The following is a 16837-nucleotide window of genomic DNA, read 5'->3' on the forward strand; positions in this document are numbered from 1 at the left end:
ATGCTCGCGGGAAAGCCGGATTATACTCGAAAGCCCGGCTTTCTCTAAGCGCCCCGCTCCAAGTCACGCAGCAGGCGCCGGATCGCGCGAGCGGTATCGAACGGCCGCTCCATGGGAAACAAATGCGAGCCGTCAATCCATTCAAAATGGGGACCGACGATGCGCCGTGTCGCATCGAGCCCGACCTGCCGCACCTCTCGGGAATGCGTGCCGGCCACGAATCCGACCGGCACGGGCGCGCCATGGGCGAGGTGCGCACCCAGCGTACAAGGTAGCGTGCGGTAGATCCGATATTCAATATCCCGGTCGAACGCCAGTGCACGGGTGCCGCCGAGACCAAGGGGCGGAATCCCATGATCAATGTAGTCTGCGAACATGCGCTCGTCCCAGCGCGCGAAAGCCTGCTTGCGCTTGAAATGCCGCCATGCTTCGTCGCGACTGGGCCAATGCGTGCGGCGCTTGCGGGTGAGCACCGCCGGCGAAAGCCGCTCGTCCAGGCCGGCCCACTGCGTGACGCCCAGCAGCCGGCTGCGCCAACCGGCGATCAGCGGCGAATCGAGCATCACCACACCCTTGACCCAATGAGGTTTCTTCAGCGCGGCTATCACCGACAAATAACCGCCCAACGAATGACCGACCAGCCACACCGGCTGCTCCAGTCGTGCCGCCACATCGTCGAGCAACTGGTCGACCAAATGCGGCCAGTCGTGCGTGACCGGATAGCGCGGATCATGTCCGTACCGCTCGATGAACCGCACGTCGTAGTCGTCGGCCAACTCGGCAAAGATCGTTCGGTATGTCGAGGCGGGGAACCCGTTCGCATGCGAGAAGTGAATCACGCTTTTCAACGACAGTCTCTCCTGTTTCTCTTGTTATAGGCGTTATAGGCGCCGCCGCGTTGCGCAACGCCGTGGCGCAGCCGACCGATGCGGCGCGCGACAAGGCGGCGACCGGCCGCGGTCAAATGGCCGGGCCAATGGCGATAGGCTACTTGAAATAGCGCGATGTGCGAACGTGTGGAATTGAGAAAAGCCTCGGTCGGACCACGCCGTGCCTCCATACCACTGTGATGCGACACCCAATGGCGTAGACGAGAGTTGGACAATAGACTGCGTCGCGGACGCACTTGCGAACGGCCGGCGCGTTTGAATGTTGACCCTCATCGACACGTGGAATCGGGAGTGCCCGCACATCGGCGTCGGCTTCTCGCTGCCAGGTGCCCGTATGGCACGTGTACTCGAGCAGTTGCGCCAACGAGGACGACGCCTCAACCTGATTCAGGTCGATAACGGTCCGGAGTTCGTCAACAAGGCGCTCGACGCGGTCAAAATGACTTGTACAACCAGTCATTTTCGCCATGACATGATATAATGCCTATGGTCATGTGACTATAGAGACACCAATGGAAATCAACCAAGTTTCGAAGTCTGAATTCAAGGCGAAGGCGCTTGAATTTTTTCGCCAGGTCGAAGCGTCTGGCGAGAGCGTCGTCGTGACCGATCACGGTAAACCGACGCTGGAGGTTCGACCGTACCGCAATCATGAGCGGAGTCCCCTCGACGTTTTGCGTGGCTCCGTTACCCGTTACGACGACCCGACCGAACCGGTTGACGTTGAGTGGGATGCCGCCCAGTGATTGTCCTCGATACGCACGCGCTGGTCTGGTGGGCAAACGGTGACGACGCCCTGAGCAAAAAGGCCAAAACGACTATAGAGCGGGAGTTGAATGATGGGCAGATTGTGGTGTCTGCAATCTCCGCCTGGGAAATTGCAATGCTCGTTGAGCGCGAAAAGTTAGTTCTGTCGATGGACGTCGCAAGCTGGCTCACGACCGTCTCCGCGATCGACGCCGTTCGCTTTGTGCCTGTAGATGTTGAAATTGGCCTAAAGTCGGTAGATCTACCGGGCAAGTTTCATCAGGACCCGGCCGATCGCATGATCGTAGCGACCGCGCGAAAGCTGGCTGTACCATTGGTGACTCGAGATGAGAAGATTCGCGCCTACAAGCACGTCAAGACCGTCTGGTAACAGGACTGGAAACATGATCGAAGCACGTGATTTTGACACCTGGGCTTCAAAGGTAGCACGAGAGCCGGTAGCGCTCGGCACGCCGCAAATCGAGGCGCATCATGTCCCATACAACGAAGATGATAGGTTTCGGCGTGAGTCTTAGGCTGATCGGTGATTCCGTAGCACCCGCGTCGGCAGCAACGGTCCAATGAGTGACCACAATTCGTCGGTAGCGACCATCAAGCCGCTGCCGTCAAGTGGGACATTGCCGGCAGCGGTCCGGGCGGTCAATCCGGTGATATTTTGCCATCCTATCAGTTTCATGGTCGCGCTGGCGGACGTTGGCGAATCAGCGGGTGTTATCGGCATCAACGGCGGTGCAGTCGCTGCACTGTCGATGCCGCCACCACAGACAACCGTGAGCCGCCGGCGGCCTTCGATGCCATGGCCCAGATACTTTTACCCCGATGTTTCTACCCAAACAATATCTGATCACGCCGGATCCCTATGATGCCGACCATCCCGTGCTATTTCTCGAACAGTTGAAGCGGACACTGGACTCGGGAATTGAATTGGTCCAGCTTCGCTCAAAGAAGTTGAATGCCATCGATTACATGCGCTTGGCCGAGCAAGCGATGCCCCTGTGCCAACAGCATCATGCCCTTCTACTGTTGAACGCCCACGCTCCGCGCCGCGCACACCGGCACGTCGACGGACTGCACCTGGACAGTCAAAGCCTGATGGCATGCGAGGAACGCCCGCTGCCAGCAGGAAAACTGGTGGCAGCGTCGTGCCACACGATCGCAGAACTGCAAAAGGCTCAGTCCATCGGTGTGGATTTCGTCACGCTCTCGCCCGTGCTGCCGACCGCTAGCCATCCCGACACCGAACCGCTGGGATGGAATGGCTTTCTCGCGCTGGCCTCGCAGACTCTGCTGCCCGTCTATGCACTGGGCGGCCTATCAACGGATGCATTACCCCGGGCCGAACAACACGGAGCGTACGGCATCGCAGGCATTCGTTGCTTCTGGAAGCCTTGATCGCCCGCCATTGGACGCATTGATGACCGACGAGACGCGTTGACGACCGACGGGTCTAGTGCAACGCCGATCGGCACGCGTTGCGCCGCGGCCATGCCCTGATCAGCGCCCGGTCCAATAGCGCCTGCGTGAGCGGCGATATGCATCGACCACCCAGCTAGACACCCCGCTGTCGATACGCACCGCGCCATCGTTATCGCTGCGCAGCATATCGACGCCGCGCACACGATAACGCGCGGCGACCAGCGGGTGTGGATGACCAAAGCGATTGCGGTAACCTACCTGAAATACCGCCATACGCGGCCGTACCGAATCGAGAAACGCATCCGTCGATGACGTTTTGCTGCCATGGTGCGGCACGATCAGCACGTCACTGCTCAATGCCGGCCCATGCCGTTCAACCAGCGCCCGCTCGGCGGCCCGTTCGATATCTGATGCGATCAACACTGCGCCAAGCGCATTCGAGACGCGCAGCACGCATGCTGTTGCATTCGGCTTGCGCGGATCTGCCGCATCCGTCGGCCACAGGAATTCGAACGTCACGCCGTCCCATCGCCATCGCTCCCCGGCACGGCACGCCCGCGTGATTGCGCCGCACGCGGTGGCACGCGCCCACAACGGATGAGCGGGCGGCAACGAGGCCTGCATCTGCGCGATCGGCATGTCGGCCAACACCGCAGGCACGCCGCCCGCGTGGTCGACATCACGATGACTGACGACCAGCATGTCCAATGCGTTCACATCATGCGCGCGCAGGAACGGCACGACGATACGCTGCCCCGCATTGCCCGCCTCCGGGCCCGGACCGGCATCGAACAGCAGTCGTCGCCGCGCGGTCTCGACCAGCACGGCGGTGCCCTGCCCAATATCGAGCGCTGTGACGCGAAAACCGTCAGCGAGTGGCGCCCGCGGTGCCGGCCACAGCAATGGCAGCCACAAGATGGGCGCGGCCGCGCGCAATGGCCAACCCCGTGGCCCTAGCATCCAAGCCGCGCCGACGAGCGCGAGCAGCAGCGCGGCCGGCTCGGGCGCCGGCAAGTGCCACACGCCCCACGTGGGCGAAGCCAGCGCATCCAGTATGGCAAACAGCCACTGCACCAGGCGGTGCGCCAATTGCAATAGCAGCGCGTCCCATGGCGCCGGGATCGCAATGGCGAGCAGCACGGCTGGCACGACCAGGGTACTGACCCACGGAATCGCGATAGCATTGGCCACCGGACCGAGTGCCGGAATCTGCGAGAACCAGACGACCGTCAACGGCGCAAGACCGAGCGTCACCGCCCATTGCACGCGCATGGCCAACGCCAGCCGTGCTGGTACCCCACGCACCGCGGCGCGCGTGCGAGCCGCGAGCACGCCTAAGGCCTTAGCCGGATGTGGGCCAGGCATAACAGCAGGCCGCTCGCCCGGCCTGCTCGTGCTGGCCTGCGGCAACGTATCGGCCGGATCGAGTGACGGCCAGTCCGGTTCGTCGTCTCGCTGCGGCGGGTGGCAGCCCGCGCAGCGCAACGCCACCACGATGGCCGCGACCGCACCGAACGATAGCGCCGTGCTCGCCGACAACGTTGCCCACGGATCGACCAACACCACGATCACGAGCGCCCACGCGAGGACCAGCAACGGGTCAACGCGCCGCCCGCTCGCATAGGCAAGCGTCGCGATCGACAGCATGGCAACCGTGCGCTGAGCGGGAATGCCCAGCCCGGCGAGAGCGGCATAACCGGCACCGGCGAGCATCGCACCGACACAACATGCGATAGGAACCGGCACGTGCAGCGGCAACGCCGGCACAACGCCGAAACCGCGGCGCCAGGCCAGGGCAATGATCGTGGCAGCCAACGCCGCAACCGAGCCGATATGCAAGCCCGATATGGCCATCAGGTGATTAGTGCCGGTACGGCGCAGTCGCTCCCAGTCCGGCTCCGTAATCGCATCCTGTACGCCGATCGCCAGCGCAATCACGATCCCGGCATGTGAACCCGCGGGCTCGCCGCTGCCGCTGCCCGTCCCCGTTTGGGCAGACTCGGACAAGACCTGCTCGATCCGCGCGCGAATGGACGCACGCCGACGATCCACAGCGTTGAGCATCGCCCGGATACCGGGGCCCCGCTCAATATCGGACGCGTGTGGCGAGCCGGGAGACGCCACCGATTGCCAGTGCGAATCGGTCCGCAGGTGGCGCACGTAGCCCAGCGCACGCACGCCGCGCGCCAGTTGCCGCACATCGGTGTCTGGCAATCCGAAATTGCCATTGCCATGCACCCGCTTGAGTCTCGCAACGAGCGTATGGCGCCCGCCCGGCACAAGCGTCGCCGACGGTTGCCGGCCGAACGCGGCAAGCCAGCTCAACTGGACGGTGCGGGGAAACCGCTCGATCCGGGGCGAGGTTGACTCAACGTCAAACAAAAAGCGAAGCCCGCGCGCATCGCGCGACGGCAAGCCACGCACCGTGCCGGTTAGGGTCACATCGCGCCCCTCCCACTGCGGCGGCAAAGCATCTGACAGCGCGCTATGCGCGCGCCACGCCGCGTAGCCAAAGCCGAGCAGTGCCGCGCACCCGATGCTCGCCGCCCGCATCAGCCACGACTTGTGACAACTGGCACGCCCCGCTGCCCGCGCACGATACGTGATACATGCTACCCCGGCGACGGCGAGCACTGCCGCACCCCAGGCGAACCAACCGGCAACGTCCGGCAAACTGGGCTGCCACTGCAACACACCAGTGCCCACGACGAACGCGCATAATCGTGCAAGCATCATCCCCCTCGGCCGGGCGTTCGTGCGCGACGGATTGCGTAACGACAACCATCCGGAACGCCTGAATACAGCCTGAATGCAAAATTCGATTATCGCTGTGCGAGGGCGAGCCGCGGCAACGCGGCATGCGCGTTGGCCGTTGTACAGAGGGCCAGTTGCGGCAACGTCAGTGAACGCATGGCCGCAATCACCGCCGCAATGCGTGGCACTTGGTCGGGCGTGTTGCGCCTCTTGTTAATCCACTCCGGCGCAATATCTGGCGCGTCGGTCTCCATGACCAGCGCATCGAGCGGCAATTGCGCCGCGAGCTGGCGGATGCGTCGGGCACGCTCAAACGTCACGTTGCCGCCAAAACCGAGCTTGAAGCCTTGTGCGATATACGCATCGGCCTGCTGAAAGCTGCCATTGAATGCGTGCGCGATACCCCGCACGACGTTGAAGCGTCGCAACTCGGCGATCACCGAGTCCTGCGACTTGCGCACGTGGCAGATCACCGGCAAGTCGAAGTCGCGCGCCATCTTCAACTGTGCCGTATAGATCTCGCGCTGACGGACCGCATCCAGCCCCGGCACGAAGAAATCCAGACCGATTTCGCCGATGCCAACAAAGCGCGGATCATCTAGGCTGGCGTGGATCTCACTGCGCAGCACCGCGAGATCTTCGTCCTGCGTGGCCGGCGCGTACAGGGGGTGGATGCCCAATGCATAGGCGCCCCCGTTCACGCAATGGGCTAACTCGCGCACCGCCGAGAAGTTGAAACGGGCGATCGCTGGAATCACAATGCGCGACACTTGCGCATCGCGCGCTGCCGACGCCACGGCAGCCCGGTCCGCATCGAATTCGGATGCATCCAAATGACAATGGGTATCGATCCACATTAGGGTTCCTCGCTGCCCACGCCGGTGCGACACGGCACAAACCGAGCCGTCGTCAGACTATCGTCTTGGCAAGCGCGGCGCGCGCCACCGTTGTTTCAACGTGCAGCACACCATCTCGCAGGCGCAGTACCCGGTCGCAGCGCGCGGCCAGCTCGATGTCGTGCGTGACGATCACGAAGCTCGTCTCGAACGTCTGTGACAATTCCAACATCAGCTGAAACACCGTTTCCGCAGTATGGCCATCGAGGTTGCCGGTCGGCTCGTCCGCCAGTACGCAGGCGGGCCGCGTCACCAGCGCGCGCGCGATCGCCACGCGCTGCCGCTCGCCCCCGGAAAGCTCTGCTGGCCGGTGTTTCGCGCGATGCGCGACGCCGACGCGCTCCAGCGTGGCCAACGCCTCGCGACGCGCGCCATCGATCGGCATCCGGCGGATCTGCAGCGGCATCGCGACGTTGTCCAGCGCGGTAAATTCGGGCAGCAGATGGTGGAACTGATAGACGAAACCCAGGGCGCAATTGCGCAAATCGTTGCGCTCACGCTCAGCCAAGTGCGAGAACGGTCGGCCCAATAGCGCGACATGCCCCGCACTGGGCTCGTCGAGCCCCCCCAGCAGATGCAGCAACGTACTCTTGCCGGAGCCAGACGCGCCGACAATGGCCAGCTTCTCGCCACGATACACGTGCAGTTGCGCGTCGGCCAGCACCGGCACCGGCTGGCCGCCCTGCACAAAGGTCTTCGATAGGCCAGTCGCGGCCAGCACGATTTGCTGCTCGTTCATTGTTTTACTCATAGCGCAATGCCTCAGCCGGACGCACGCGCGCACCCCGCCAGCTCGGATACAGTGTCGCGAGCGCAGACAGCGCGAACGCAATCGCGCCAATCTTCACCACGTCAGCCGCGATCAAGTCGCTGGGCAGTTCGCTGATGAAGTAGATCGACGGCGGCAGGAATTGGAAGCCCAGCACACGCTCGATCAACGGTACCAGCCACGGGATACTGACGGCGAGGGCGCAACCAAGCGCAATGCCGAGGCCGGTGCCCACGAAGCCGATGGTCACGCCCTGAATCACAAAAATCTTCATGATCGAGCGCGGCTGCGCGCCAAGCGTGCGCAGGATCGCGATATCGGCCTGTTTGTCAGTGACCGTCATCACCAGCGAGGAGACGAGGTTGAAGGCAGCGACCGCAATGATCAGCGTCAGGATAATGAACATCATCCGTTTCTCGATCTGTACCGCCGAAAACCATGTCTTGTTCTGCTGCGTCCAGTCGCGGATATACAGGTCACCGGACAACGATCGTGCGAGTTGTCGCGCAACTTCCGGCGCGCGTTGCATGTCCTTGATCCGGAGCCGCACGCCGCTGGGCGCGCTCAACCGGAACAGCGCCTGCGCATCGGCGATCGATACCATCGCCAGCGTGCTGTCGAACTCGTAATGACCGGACTCGAACACGCCGACGACCGTGAACTGTTTGAGCCTCGGCAGCATGCCGGCCGGCGTGATGGTGCCCTCCGGAGCCACCAACGTGACCTTGTCGCCGACGCTCACGCCCATCGCACTTGCCAGATCAACGCCGAGCACAATGCCGAACGATCCCGGCTGCAGATCGGCTAGCCGGCCCGCCTTCATCTCAGCACCGATGTCGGATACCTGCGGCTCCAGCGCCGGGTCGATGCCGCGCAACGCGACGCCGTTGACCGCACTTTGCCGTGTGAGCAGCGCTTGCGCGTCGACGTACGGGGCCGCGCCGATCACCGCCGGATTTTCGCGCGCCTCGTCGGCAGTCAATTGCCAGTTTGGCATCGAGCCGGTTGGCGAGAAGATCTCGATGTGCGCCAGCACCGACAGCATCCGGTCACGCACTTCCTTCTGAAAGCCGTTCATCACCGACAGCACGACAATCAGCGCCGCGACGCCGAGCGCGATGCCCGACATTGAAATCAGCGAAATGAACGAAATAAACCCGTTGCCGGAAGAACGTTTGCCAGTACGCGTATAGCGCAAGCCGATTTGCCATTCGTAAGGGAGCTTCAAATCAATCCTTTGTATCCACGCTGACTGATCCCGCTGCTGGACACCGCCGCAGGTAACAGTGAAGTTTGCCACACAACGGTGCCCTTTGGCCGCTACATGCGCAATAGCCGGATCCGATGGCCACCTGCTGGCCTGACGCACCCAGGACACGCGCGATCGTGTTGATTCGCGCATGCTGAGCACCCGCCATCGCTTCCGGCTCATGTCCATCTCGCGGCCCAAGCCATCACACGCGCGGCTTCAAACTGGAGCACGGCGCCTGCCTTCAGGCGACACGAGCTGTTGCTTCAGCAGGCCGACGAAATTCCAGTTTTTTGGCCTAATACCTGACCTGAAGTTTTGCGCAACGGGATCGCCCCAGGGCCATTATTCATTTGACTCCCCCATTGCCAATGGTTAACGGTTCAAACTATTTTTAGCCGCCATACCCCTTTTTTATTCCGCACGAATAGTTCGGCTCGATTGCATTCCCCGGTATTGCCGCGTACATTTTCCCGAATTTTCATTTTTTGACTCAATGCCAACCAAAGGTTTAAAATGACCGCATTTGATTATTCGCGACAAATCACGGGCTATACCACTCCACTCTACCGACGCTCGGACTTCGTTATTCCCAAAATATCCAGAAAATTATCTGCATTCAGCGTAGTTTTAGCCCTGTCATTTATCAATGACGCCACCGCATCCAACCAAAGCTATGAAGAATTAGCCCTAGAAAGCATCATAACAGATATCACAAAAAGCAAACTAGCGCCCTTTGAATCGGCGCTAATTAGATTGGACGTTGACCATTCAAAAACGAAAGAAAAATTGGACAAACTAAAGATAGACACCCATAGCGCTTATTTAAAATTTACAAATCAGATCGCCACAGAAAATACAGCAATAAATCAAAAAATAGATCGTATCAGCTTAACAACGGAAGATCAATTAAATAATATTAATCACAAAATCGGCAACCTTAGTCAAAAGTTAACTAGAAATTCTAATGAACAAGCGAATTTAAAAACATCTCTAAACCAAAACATATCCGAACTTAATAGCGCCGTGAAGCAGATAGCACACAACAATAAATCACTTATCAATAAGCTAAATAATGCAAACACAACAACTCAGGATCAAATAAAAGATATCCGAGATCAATCATATAGGCATTACGGAAAAATCACAGAGACCATAAACGAACTCGCATTGACGACAAAAAACCAATTGACGGAGCACAAGGAAACAATAAAAAATGAGTTAGCAATACTGGGGAACAGGGTAGATCAACTAGAAGGACAAACAAAAAAAAACAGAAGCGCAAAGGACAACTCGGGCAATCGGTACAAAAACTCAAAAGACACGGTCGTTGCAGAGTCATCCACCACGGTATCGCTGCAAGCAGAGTTGGCTAACGCGAATGACGGTGGGTCTTTGCAGCCCATGCTGGCGGACAATGAAGTGCGTCCGGGGCCCCAGCTGACGAACACCGACAGCCAACCGGCGCTTGTGCTGGCAGACAAAAGCCGCCATACTGAACCTGCGCCGGCAGACGAAGGCCGGCATGCCGAAGTTGCGCTGGTGAACCAAGACGGGCCCTTCGAGCGTGCTCCCGCGGACCCAGGCGGCCATGCCAAAGTTGTGTCAGCGGACCCAGGCGGGGTCGTCGAACCGATGACCGCCGACGATCTCCGTGCCGCTTGGCGGGCGCTCCAGAATAGCAGCGGCCATGCCGGGCCTATGCTAGCAGACAATGTGGCGTCGGCTCACGATGATACCCTCTCCTGCGACCAACCCGGCGAATGCGGGCACGGCGCTGCACAGGGGCGGCTGCGCGAATTTATTGGGGCTGACCTACCCTCGCTTCTGGCCGAACAACTGGATATCCACGTCGACGACACCCGCGTCTCGGTCGGCGAGCCCGGCCATGAACGCAGGATTACGGACGTCGCACGCGGCACGCAGCCCACCGACGCAGTGAACAAGGCGCAAATGGATGAGGCGCTAGCCCAGGTGGACCGTAACGCATCGGCGGGCACCGCAGCAGCGATGGCGGTAGCGGGGCTGCCACAGCCAACCTTGCCCGGCAAGAGCCTGATGACGTTCGCCGGTGCGACTTATCGCGGCCAGTACGGTGTGGCGCTTGGCATATCGCACGTGACGCCGAATAACCGCTGGGTATTGAAAGTTGCCGCAAACGCGAACGGCCGTGGCTACGTTGGAATGGTCGCAGCAGGCGGTTTTCAATGGTGAGGGTGAGGCGCAAAGCGTGCGCTCGCGCGACAGATGACGCGCGATAGGCGAGCGAGGTCGATATGACCGGTGGATTGCCCTACAATGCGCTCCATCATGCATGTCACACACCCCGTTTCCCGCCTCCACCTACTGCTGCCCTTTGCGTTGCCCACCGCGGCCAACGCGCAGCCTGCGCTACAGAACCTGGATAAGCCGGCACTAGACAGGTTGCTCGAACGCGCGACGCTTGTCGAACGCGTGATCGGGGACGATTTCCAGCGCACATTGCCACACGAGCGATGGGTCGCCCGCTGTTTCGGCGTCGGCCATGCCGCCGCATCGACTGCGCCGCGCCAGCAAGCAGACGATGCAGCATCGAACGGGCGGACAGACCCGTTCGATGCTGACGATGATGCGCCGCTCGCCCCGTACATGCTGCTTGCGGACGGCGGCGAACCGCGTGATGCGGTCTGGGCATGCGTCGAGCCCGTTCATGTGCAGGTCGCGCATGATCATCTGGTGCTGGTCGATCCCAAGACGCTGCAGCTTTCGACAGATGACGCGGCCGCGCTACTCACCGTCGCGCGGCCCCTCATTGAGGAACTCGGCGTAGAACTGGCTGCCCCGACGCCGCTGCGCTGGTACTTGTCGAGTGAGCAACTCGGCTCGTTGGCCAGCGCGGCACCACTGCGCGCCGCCGGACGCAACATCGAAATCTGGCTGCCACACGAAGCCCATACCGGCCACCGGCCGCGCACGTGGATGAAGCTGCAAAACGAGGTCCAGATGGCTTGGTTCGAGCATCCGGTCAACCAAGCTCGAGAAGCACGCGGGTTGCCCGCCGCCAACTCGATCTGGCTTTACGCGCAAGGGCGCATGACGCCAGTGTCGCGGCCCTTCGAGCGCGTGCTATCGCAGGCAACCGCTACGCGTGGGCTAGCGCTCGCGTCCGGCGCGGCGTTGGAGATGCCGCCCGCCACTTTCGACACGCTGCGGCAACAAACCAGCGGTCAGGCCGCGGCCCGCGCCGCGGGTCGTGGCACAACCGGTGTGACGCTGGTCGAACTCGATCCACTGAGCGCACCATTTGTGCAGCAGGACTGGCCGCGCTTTCGCGCCGCGTTCGCGGTGCTGGAGCGCGACTGGTTCGCGCCAGCGCTCGCAGCGTTAGAGCGCCGCGAACTCGCGGAACTCACGTTGACGCTGTGCGGCGACACCGGCATGACGACGCTCGTCGTGCGCCCCATCGACATGAAAAAATTCTGGCGACGCCGGTCATTTGCGTCGCTGTTGCCGTGAGCCCGCGCCCATGACCCGAATCGTCACCCGAACCTGCCCACCCGCCGACGCGCATGCCCTTGCGCGGCATGGCATCCATCCGGTGCTCGCGCGGCTGTATGCATCGCGCGGCATCGGTACGCCCGCCGACGTGGAAACCGTGCTGGCGCGACTCCTGCCACCAACGCAGCTCTCAGGCGTCGACGCTGCGGCCGCGCTGCTGGCCAATGCGATTGACGCGCGACGGCAAATCCTGGTGGTAGCCGACTATGATTGCGATGGCGCAACGGCATGCGCGGTGGCCGTGCGTGGCCTGCGCCTGTTCGGTGCGCACATCGACTACCTGGTGCCCAACCGGTTCGAATACGGTTACGGATTGACGCCGGATATCGTCGAACTGGCCGCCCGCCGCTCTGGCGCACGCCCCGACCTGCTGGTCACTGTCGACAACGGGATCGCCAGCGTAGACGGCGTGGCGGCTGCCAACGCGCTCGGCATCGATGTGCTGATTACCGATCACCACCTGCCCGGTGACACGCTGCCCGCGGCACGCGCGATCGTCAACCCGAACCAACCAGGCTGCGCATTTCCGAGCAAGCACCTGGCCGGCGTCGGCGTAATGTTCTACGTGCTACTGGCGCTGCGCGCGCTATTGCGCGAGCGCGGCACCTTCGATGGCCGCCCCGAGCCGCGGCTGGACGGTCTGCTCGACCTGGTCGCGCTGGGCACGGTGGCCGACGTCGTACGGCTAGATGCGAACAATCGCGTGCTGGTTGCACAGGGTCTTCAGCGCATCCGTAACGGCAAGATGCAACCGGGCGTGGCCGCGCTTTTCCGGGTGGCCGCGCGCGATGCGCGCAACGCATCCGCATTCGACCTAGGGTTTGCATTGGGGCCGCGACTGAATGCGGCCGGTCGGCTCTCCGACATGTCGCTTGGCATCGAATGCCTGGTCACCGACGATGCGCAGCGCGCCGATGCGCTGGCACAGCAACTCGATGCAATAAACCGCGAACGGCGTGAAATCGAGGCGGGAATGCAGGAGCAAGCGCTGGCCGAGCTCGCCCAGCTTGATCCGCGTGACGCGGCCACGATCACGCTATTCAACCCGGCGTGGCACCAGGGCGTGATCGGCATCGTCGCCGGCCGGCTCAAGGAGCGCTTCCACCGGCCAGCGATCACGTTCGCGCCGGCCGACGAGTCGGGCGAGCGTGTGAAAGGCTCGGGACGCTCGATCCCAGGCTTTCACTTGCGCGACGCGCTGGACCTAGTCTCCAAGCGGGAGCCCGGACTGATCGAGCGCTTTGGCGGCCACGCGATGGCCGCCGGCCTCACGCTGCGCACCGACAACGTGCCGCGTTTCGCGGCGGTATTCGAGGCGCTAGCGCGCGAATGGCTGAACGAGGACGCACTCGCGCGACAGATCGAGACCGACGGCGAGCTAGAGGACGCGTATCACACGCCATCGTTCGTTGAGCTGATCGACAACGCGGTATGGGGCCAAGGTTTCCCGGCGCCGGTTTTTTCGGGGGAATTCGATGTGCTGTCTCAGTCACTCGTCAAGGAACGGCATTTGAAGTTGCAGCTTGCCCGCGGGCGCCAGCGCTTTGCGGCAATTTGGTTCAATCACATCGACACGCTTCCGGCACGGGCGCTGTTCGCCTACCGACTCGTGCGCGATACTTGGAATGGTGTGTCGCGTGTGCAGTTGGTCGTCGAGCATGCGGCGTCCTGATGTCGATCCGCTATAATTTACCCTTTTTGCAAGGCCCCGATCGACATGGAAGCAGAACGTCTGAACGCGATCGAAGCGACCCTCGCCGACCTGCGCAAGCGCGCGGCAGAGCTACGGGGGTATCTTTGACTTCGATGCGAAACAAACCCGCCTAACGGAAGTCAACACCGCGCTCGAGGACCCGAACGTCTGGAGCGACGCGAAGCAAGCGCAGGCGCTCGGTCGTGAGAAGAAGCTACTCGACGCGGTCGTGCAGATGCTCTCGGCGCTGAGCGGCGACCTGACGGACACGCAGGAGCTGTTCGAGCTGGCCAACGAGGAACAAGACGATGACACGCTACTGGCCTGCGAGCGCGACGTGCAGGCCCTGGAGCGCCGCGTGGCTGATATCGAGTTTCGCCGGATGTTCAATAATCCGGCCGATCCGAACAATTGCTTCGTCGACATCCAGGCTGGCGCCGGCGGCACCGAGGCACAGGACTGGGCGTCGATGCTATTGCGCCAGTATCTGCGCTACTGCGAGCGTAAGGGCTTCAAGGCCGAAGTGCTCGAGCAGTCCGATGGCGAAGTGGCGGGCATCAAGAATGCGACGATCAAGGTCGAAGGCGAGTATGCCTATGGCTACCTGCGCACCGAGACCGGCATCCACCGCCTGGTGCGTAAGTCGCCGTTCGATTCATCTGGCGGCCGCCATACGTCGTTCTCGTCGGTGTTCGTGTATCCGGAAGTGGATGAATCGATCGACATCGACGTCAACCCGGCCGACCTGCGCATCGACACGTTTCGCGCATCCGGGGCCGGCGGCCAACACATCAACAAGACCGACTCGGCGGTGCGCATCACGCATTTGCCGTCAGGCATCGTCGTGCAGTGCCAGAACGACCGCTCACAGCATCGAAACCGCGCCGAGGCAATGGCGATGCTCAAATCGAGGCTGTACGAGGTGGAGATGCGCAAACGCCAAGCCGAACAGGACAAGCTCGAATCGAGCAAGACCGACGTGGGCTGGGGCCACCAGATCCGCTCGTACGTGCTTGACCAGAGCCGCGTGAAGGACTTGCGCACAAACGTCGAAATGAGCAACACACGTGCGGTGCTCGACGGAGACCTTGACGATTTCATCAGCGCGAGCCTCAAGCAAGGCGTATAACTGCGAGCGCAATTGACCATGACCGACAAGAATCCCCATGCCACGCAGGCCGGCATCGACAGCGACGACAACGCGATCATTGCGGAGCGCCGCGACAAGTTGCGGGCGCTGCGCGAGCAAGGTATCGCGTATCCGAACGACTTCCGTCCGGAAAACAGCGCGGCGAATTTACACGCTCGCTTTGCCGACACTGACAAGGACGCCCTCGAGGCGCATGCGCTCAACGTATCGATTGCCGGCCGGATGATGCTCAAGCGCATGATGGGCAAGGCAAGCTTCACGACCGTGCAAGACGGCACCGGTCAAATCCAGTTCTTCATCACGCCGGCTGACGTCGGTGCCGATGTCTACGAGGCCTTCAAAAAATGGGACCTGGGCGACATCATCGCGGCGCACGGCGTGCTGTTCCGGACCAATAAGGGCGAGCTATCGGTACGCTGCACCGAGCTGCGGCTGCTATCCAAGGCCATCCGACCGCTACCGGATAAGTTTCATGGGTTGTCCGACCAGGAAACGCGCTACCGGCAGCGCTACGTGGATCTAATCGTCACGCCCGAAGTGCGCCAGACGTTCCAGGCACGTACGCGCGCGATCGCATCGATTCGCCAGTTCATGACGAATGCGGGCTTTATGGAAGTGGAGACGCCGATGCTGCACCCGATCCCGGGCGGCGCGGCGGCCAAGCCGTTCATCACGCACCACAATGCGCTGGACATGCAGATGTTCCTGCGCATCGCGCCGGAGCTGTACCTGAAACGGCTGATCGTCGGCGGATTGGACCGCGTATTCGAAATCAACCGGAATTTCCGCAACGAAGGGATCTCGCCGCGGCACAATCCGGAATTCACGATGATGGAGTTCTACGCCGCGTACACCGACTACCGCTGGCTGATGGACTTCACTGAGCAGTTGATCCGGCAAGCGGCGCTGGACGCGCGGGGGACGACGACGATCCACTATCAAGGGCGCGAACTGGACTTGAGTCAGCCCTTTCACCGCTTAACGATCACCGGCGCGATCCAGAAGTATGCGCCGCAATACAGCGACGCACAGCTTGCTGACAGCGACTGGCTGCGTGCCGAATTGCGCCGGCTCGGCGTCGATACCCACGACGCGCCGTTGCGCAACGCCGGCGTGGGCGCGCTGCAGCTTGCCTTGTTCGAGGAAACCGCTGAAGCGCAGTTGTGGGAGCCGACCTATATCGTCGACTATCCGGTGGAAGTGTCGCCGCTCGCGCGGGCGTCGGACACGGTCCCCGGCATTACCGAGCGCTTCGAGTTGTTCATTACCGGACGCGAGATGGCAAACGGCTTCTCGGAACTGAACGATCCGGAGGACCAAGCGGCGCGCTTTCGCAAACAGGTCGAGCAGAAAGATGCCGGCGACGAGGAAGCAATGTACTACGACGCCGACTACATCCGCGCGCTCGAATACGGCATGCCGCCGACCGGTGGATGCGGTATCGGCATCGACCGGCTCGTGATGTTGCTGACCGACAGCCCGAGCATCCGTGACGTGATTCTATTCCCGCACCTGCGGCGCGAGGATTGACACGGCAATACGCGCGTACGGTCAGCCGCGAGCGGGTCCGTGCGCCAACGTCGCCCTGCGGGCCGGCAATTGCCGGCCCTAATTATTTGTAACAAACGGTAAAGCGACACGGGTGCGACGGCCGATATGCCGCAATTGGTTACAACTTGAAACCGACAACAGGCGGGGCATCGCGGAGACTAGGC

14 protein-coding genes are annotated in these 16837 nt (G+C 61.8%); 9 read left to right on the plus strand and 5 right to left on the minus strand.

The window, feature by feature from the left end; genetic code table 11:
* Positions 1–44 precede the first annotated feature (44 nt).
* Entirely contained in the window at positions 45–848 is an 804-nt protein-coding gene (locus tag B0B13_RS08110) for an alpha/beta fold hydrolase (protein WP_076795581.1), read from the minus strand.
* A 301-nt stretch (positions 849–1149) separates the two neighbouring features.
* On the opposite strand from B0B13_RS08110, the gene B0B13_RS08115 reads away from it, so the two are divergent.
* The 4 genes from B0B13_RS08115 to B0B13_RS08135 all read left to right on the plus strand — a co-directional run bounded on the left by B0B13_RS08115 (position 1150) and on the right by B0B13_RS08135 (position 3050).
* Positions 1150–1371, plus strand: a complete 222-nt coding sequence (locus B0B13_RS08115; RefSeq protein ID WP_083703685.1) for a hypothetical protein — start codon at positions 1150–1152, stop codon at positions 1369–1371.
* Positions 1372–1402: 31 nt separating this feature from the next.
* Positions 1403–1636 (plus strand): type II toxin-antitoxin system Phd/YefM family antitoxin, encoded by a 234-nt coding sequence (locus B0B13_RS08120; RefSeq protein ID WP_076795584.1) that lies wholly within the window; start codon positions 1403–1405, stop codon positions 1634–1636.
* Complete coding sequence (locus tag B0B13_RS08125) at positions 1633–2028, plus strand: type II toxin-antitoxin system VapC family toxin (protein ID WP_076786703.1); 396 nt, start codon at positions 1633–1635, stop codon at positions 2026–2028. Before B0B13_RS08120 ends, B0B13_RS08125 begins: the two co-directional genes overlap by 4 nt.
* A 449-nt stretch (positions 2029–2477) precedes the next feature.
* Positions 2478–3050: a thiamine phosphate synthase gene (locus tag B0B13_RS08135; protein WP_076786701.1), complete on the plus strand. Its 573-nt coding sequence runs from the start codon at positions 2478–2480 to the stop codon at positions 3048–3050.
* Between the two features lie 102 nt (positions 3051–3152).
* Here B0B13_RS08135 and B0B13_RS08140 read toward each other — a convergent pair whose 3' ends face one another.
* From B0B13_RS08140 to B0B13_RS08155, 4 genes are all read right to left on the minus strand, one after another.
* The gene (locus tag B0B13_RS08140) at positions 3153–5807 is read right to left on the minus strand and encodes a ComEC/Rec2 family competence protein (RefSeq protein ID WP_076797224.1); all 2655 of its coding nucleotides are present in this window, start codon (positions 5805–5807) and stop codon (positions 3153–3155) included.
* 89 nt (positions 5808–5896) lie between these two features.
* Complete coding sequence (locus B0B13_RS08145) at positions 5897–6685, minus strand: TatD family hydrolase (RefSeq protein ID WP_076786699.1); 789 nt, start codon at positions 6683–6685, stop codon at positions 5897–5899.
* 52 nt (positions 6686–6737) lie between these two features.
* Positions 6738–7463, minus strand: coding sequence for an ABC transporter ATP-binding protein (locus B0B13_RS08150; RefSeq protein WP_235090560.1), 726 nt, complete (start codon positions 7461–7463; stop codon positions 6738–6740).
* Between the two features lie 4 nt (positions 7464–7467).
* The gene (locus tag B0B13_RS08155; RefSeq protein ID WP_076795592.1) at positions 7468–8721 is read right to left on the minus strand and encodes a lipoprotein-releasing ABC transporter permease subunit; all 1254 of its coding nucleotides are present in this window, start codon (positions 8719–8721) and stop codon (positions 7468–7470) included.
* A gap of 537 nt (positions 8722–9258) precedes the next feature.
* Between B0B13_RS08155 and B0B13_RS17170 the strand changes: the two genes are divergently transcribed.
* The 5 genes from B0B13_RS17170 (at position 9259) to lysS (ending at position 16652) form a co-directional block, all read left to right on the plus strand.
* Positions 9259–10956, plus strand: a complete 1698-nt coding sequence (locus B0B13_RS17170) for a YadA-like family protein (RefSeq protein ID WP_083703686.1) — start codon at positions 9259–9261, stop codon at positions 10954–10956.
* Between the two features lie 84 nt (positions 10957–11040).
* The gene (locus B0B13_RS08165; protein ID WP_139337094.1) at positions 11041–12237 is read left to right on the plus strand and encodes a regulator; all 1197 of its coding nucleotides are present in this window, start codon (positions 11041–11043) and stop codon (positions 12235–12237) included.
* Positions 12238–12247: 10 nt separating this feature from the next.
* Complete coding sequence (recJ, locus tag B0B13_RS08170) at positions 12248–13951, plus strand: single-stranded-DNA-specific exonuclease RecJ (RefSeq protein ID WP_076795597.1); 1704 nt, start codon at positions 12248–12250, stop codon at positions 13949–13951.
* A gap of 45 nt (positions 13952–13996) precedes the next feature.
* Positions 13997–15101 (plus strand): peptide chain release factor 2 gene (prfB, locus tag B0B13_RS08175; protein WP_175972439.1). Its coding sequence is split into 2 segments (ribosomal slippage): positions 13997–14068 and positions 14070–15101, totalling 1104 coding nucleotides; the frame shifts between segments, so codons are not numbered across the junction.
* Between the two features lie 18 nt (positions 15102–15119).
* Entirely contained in the window at positions 15120–16652 is a 1533-nt protein-coding gene (gene lysS, locus B0B13_RS08180) for a lysine--tRNA ligase (RefSeq protein WP_076795600.1), read from the plus strand.
* Positions 16653–16837 lie beyond the last annotated feature (185 nt).

Origin of the sequence: Burkholderia sp. b14, from assembly GCF_900156195.1 — a bacterium.
Lineage (GTDB): Bacteria > Pseudomonadota > Gammaproteobacteria > Burkholderiales > Burkholderiaceae > Mycetohabitans.

Excerpts from the sequence above, each read along its gene's own strand:
- B0B13_RS08115 (WP_083703685.1), top strand. The coding sequence starts at position 1,150 with ATGTTGACCCTCATCGACACGTGGAATCGGGAGTGCCCGCACATCGGC.
- B0B13_RS08120 (WP_076795584.1), top strand. The coding sequence starts at position 1,403 with ATGGAAATCAACCAAGTTTCGAAGTCTGAATTCAAGGCGAAGGCGCTT.
- B0B13_RS08135 (WP_076786701.1), top strand. The coding sequence starts at position 2,478 with ATGTTTCTACCCAAACAATATCTGATCACGCCGGATCCCTATGATGCC.
- B0B13_RS08140 (WP_076797224.1), bottom strand. The coding sequence starts at position 5,807 with ATGCTTGCACGATTATGCGCGTTCGTCGTGGGCACTGGTGTGTTGCAG.
- B0B13_RS08145 (WP_076786699.1), bottom strand. The coding sequence starts at position 6,685 with ATGTGGATCGATACCCATTGTCATTTGGATGCATCCGAATTCGATGCG.
- B0B13_RS08150 (WP_235090560.1), bottom strand. The coding sequence starts at position 7,463 with ATGAACGAGCAGCAAATCGTGCTGGCCGCGACTGGCCTATCGAAGACC.
- B0B13_RS17170 (WP_083703686.1), top strand. The coding sequence starts at position 9,259 with ATGACCGCATTTGATTATTCGCGACAAATCACGGGCTATACCACTCCA.
- B0B13_RS08165 (WP_139337094.1), top strand. The coding sequence starts at position 11,041 with ATGCGCTCCATCATGCATGTCACACACCCCGTTTCCCGCCTCCACCTA.
- recJ (WP_076795597.1), top strand. The coding sequence starts at position 12,248 with ATGACCCGAATCGTCACCCGAACCTGCCCACCCGCCGACGCGCATGCC.
- lysS (WP_076795600.1), top strand. The coding sequence starts at position 15,120 with ATGACCGACAAGAATCCCCATGCCACGCAGGCCGGCATCGACAGCGAC.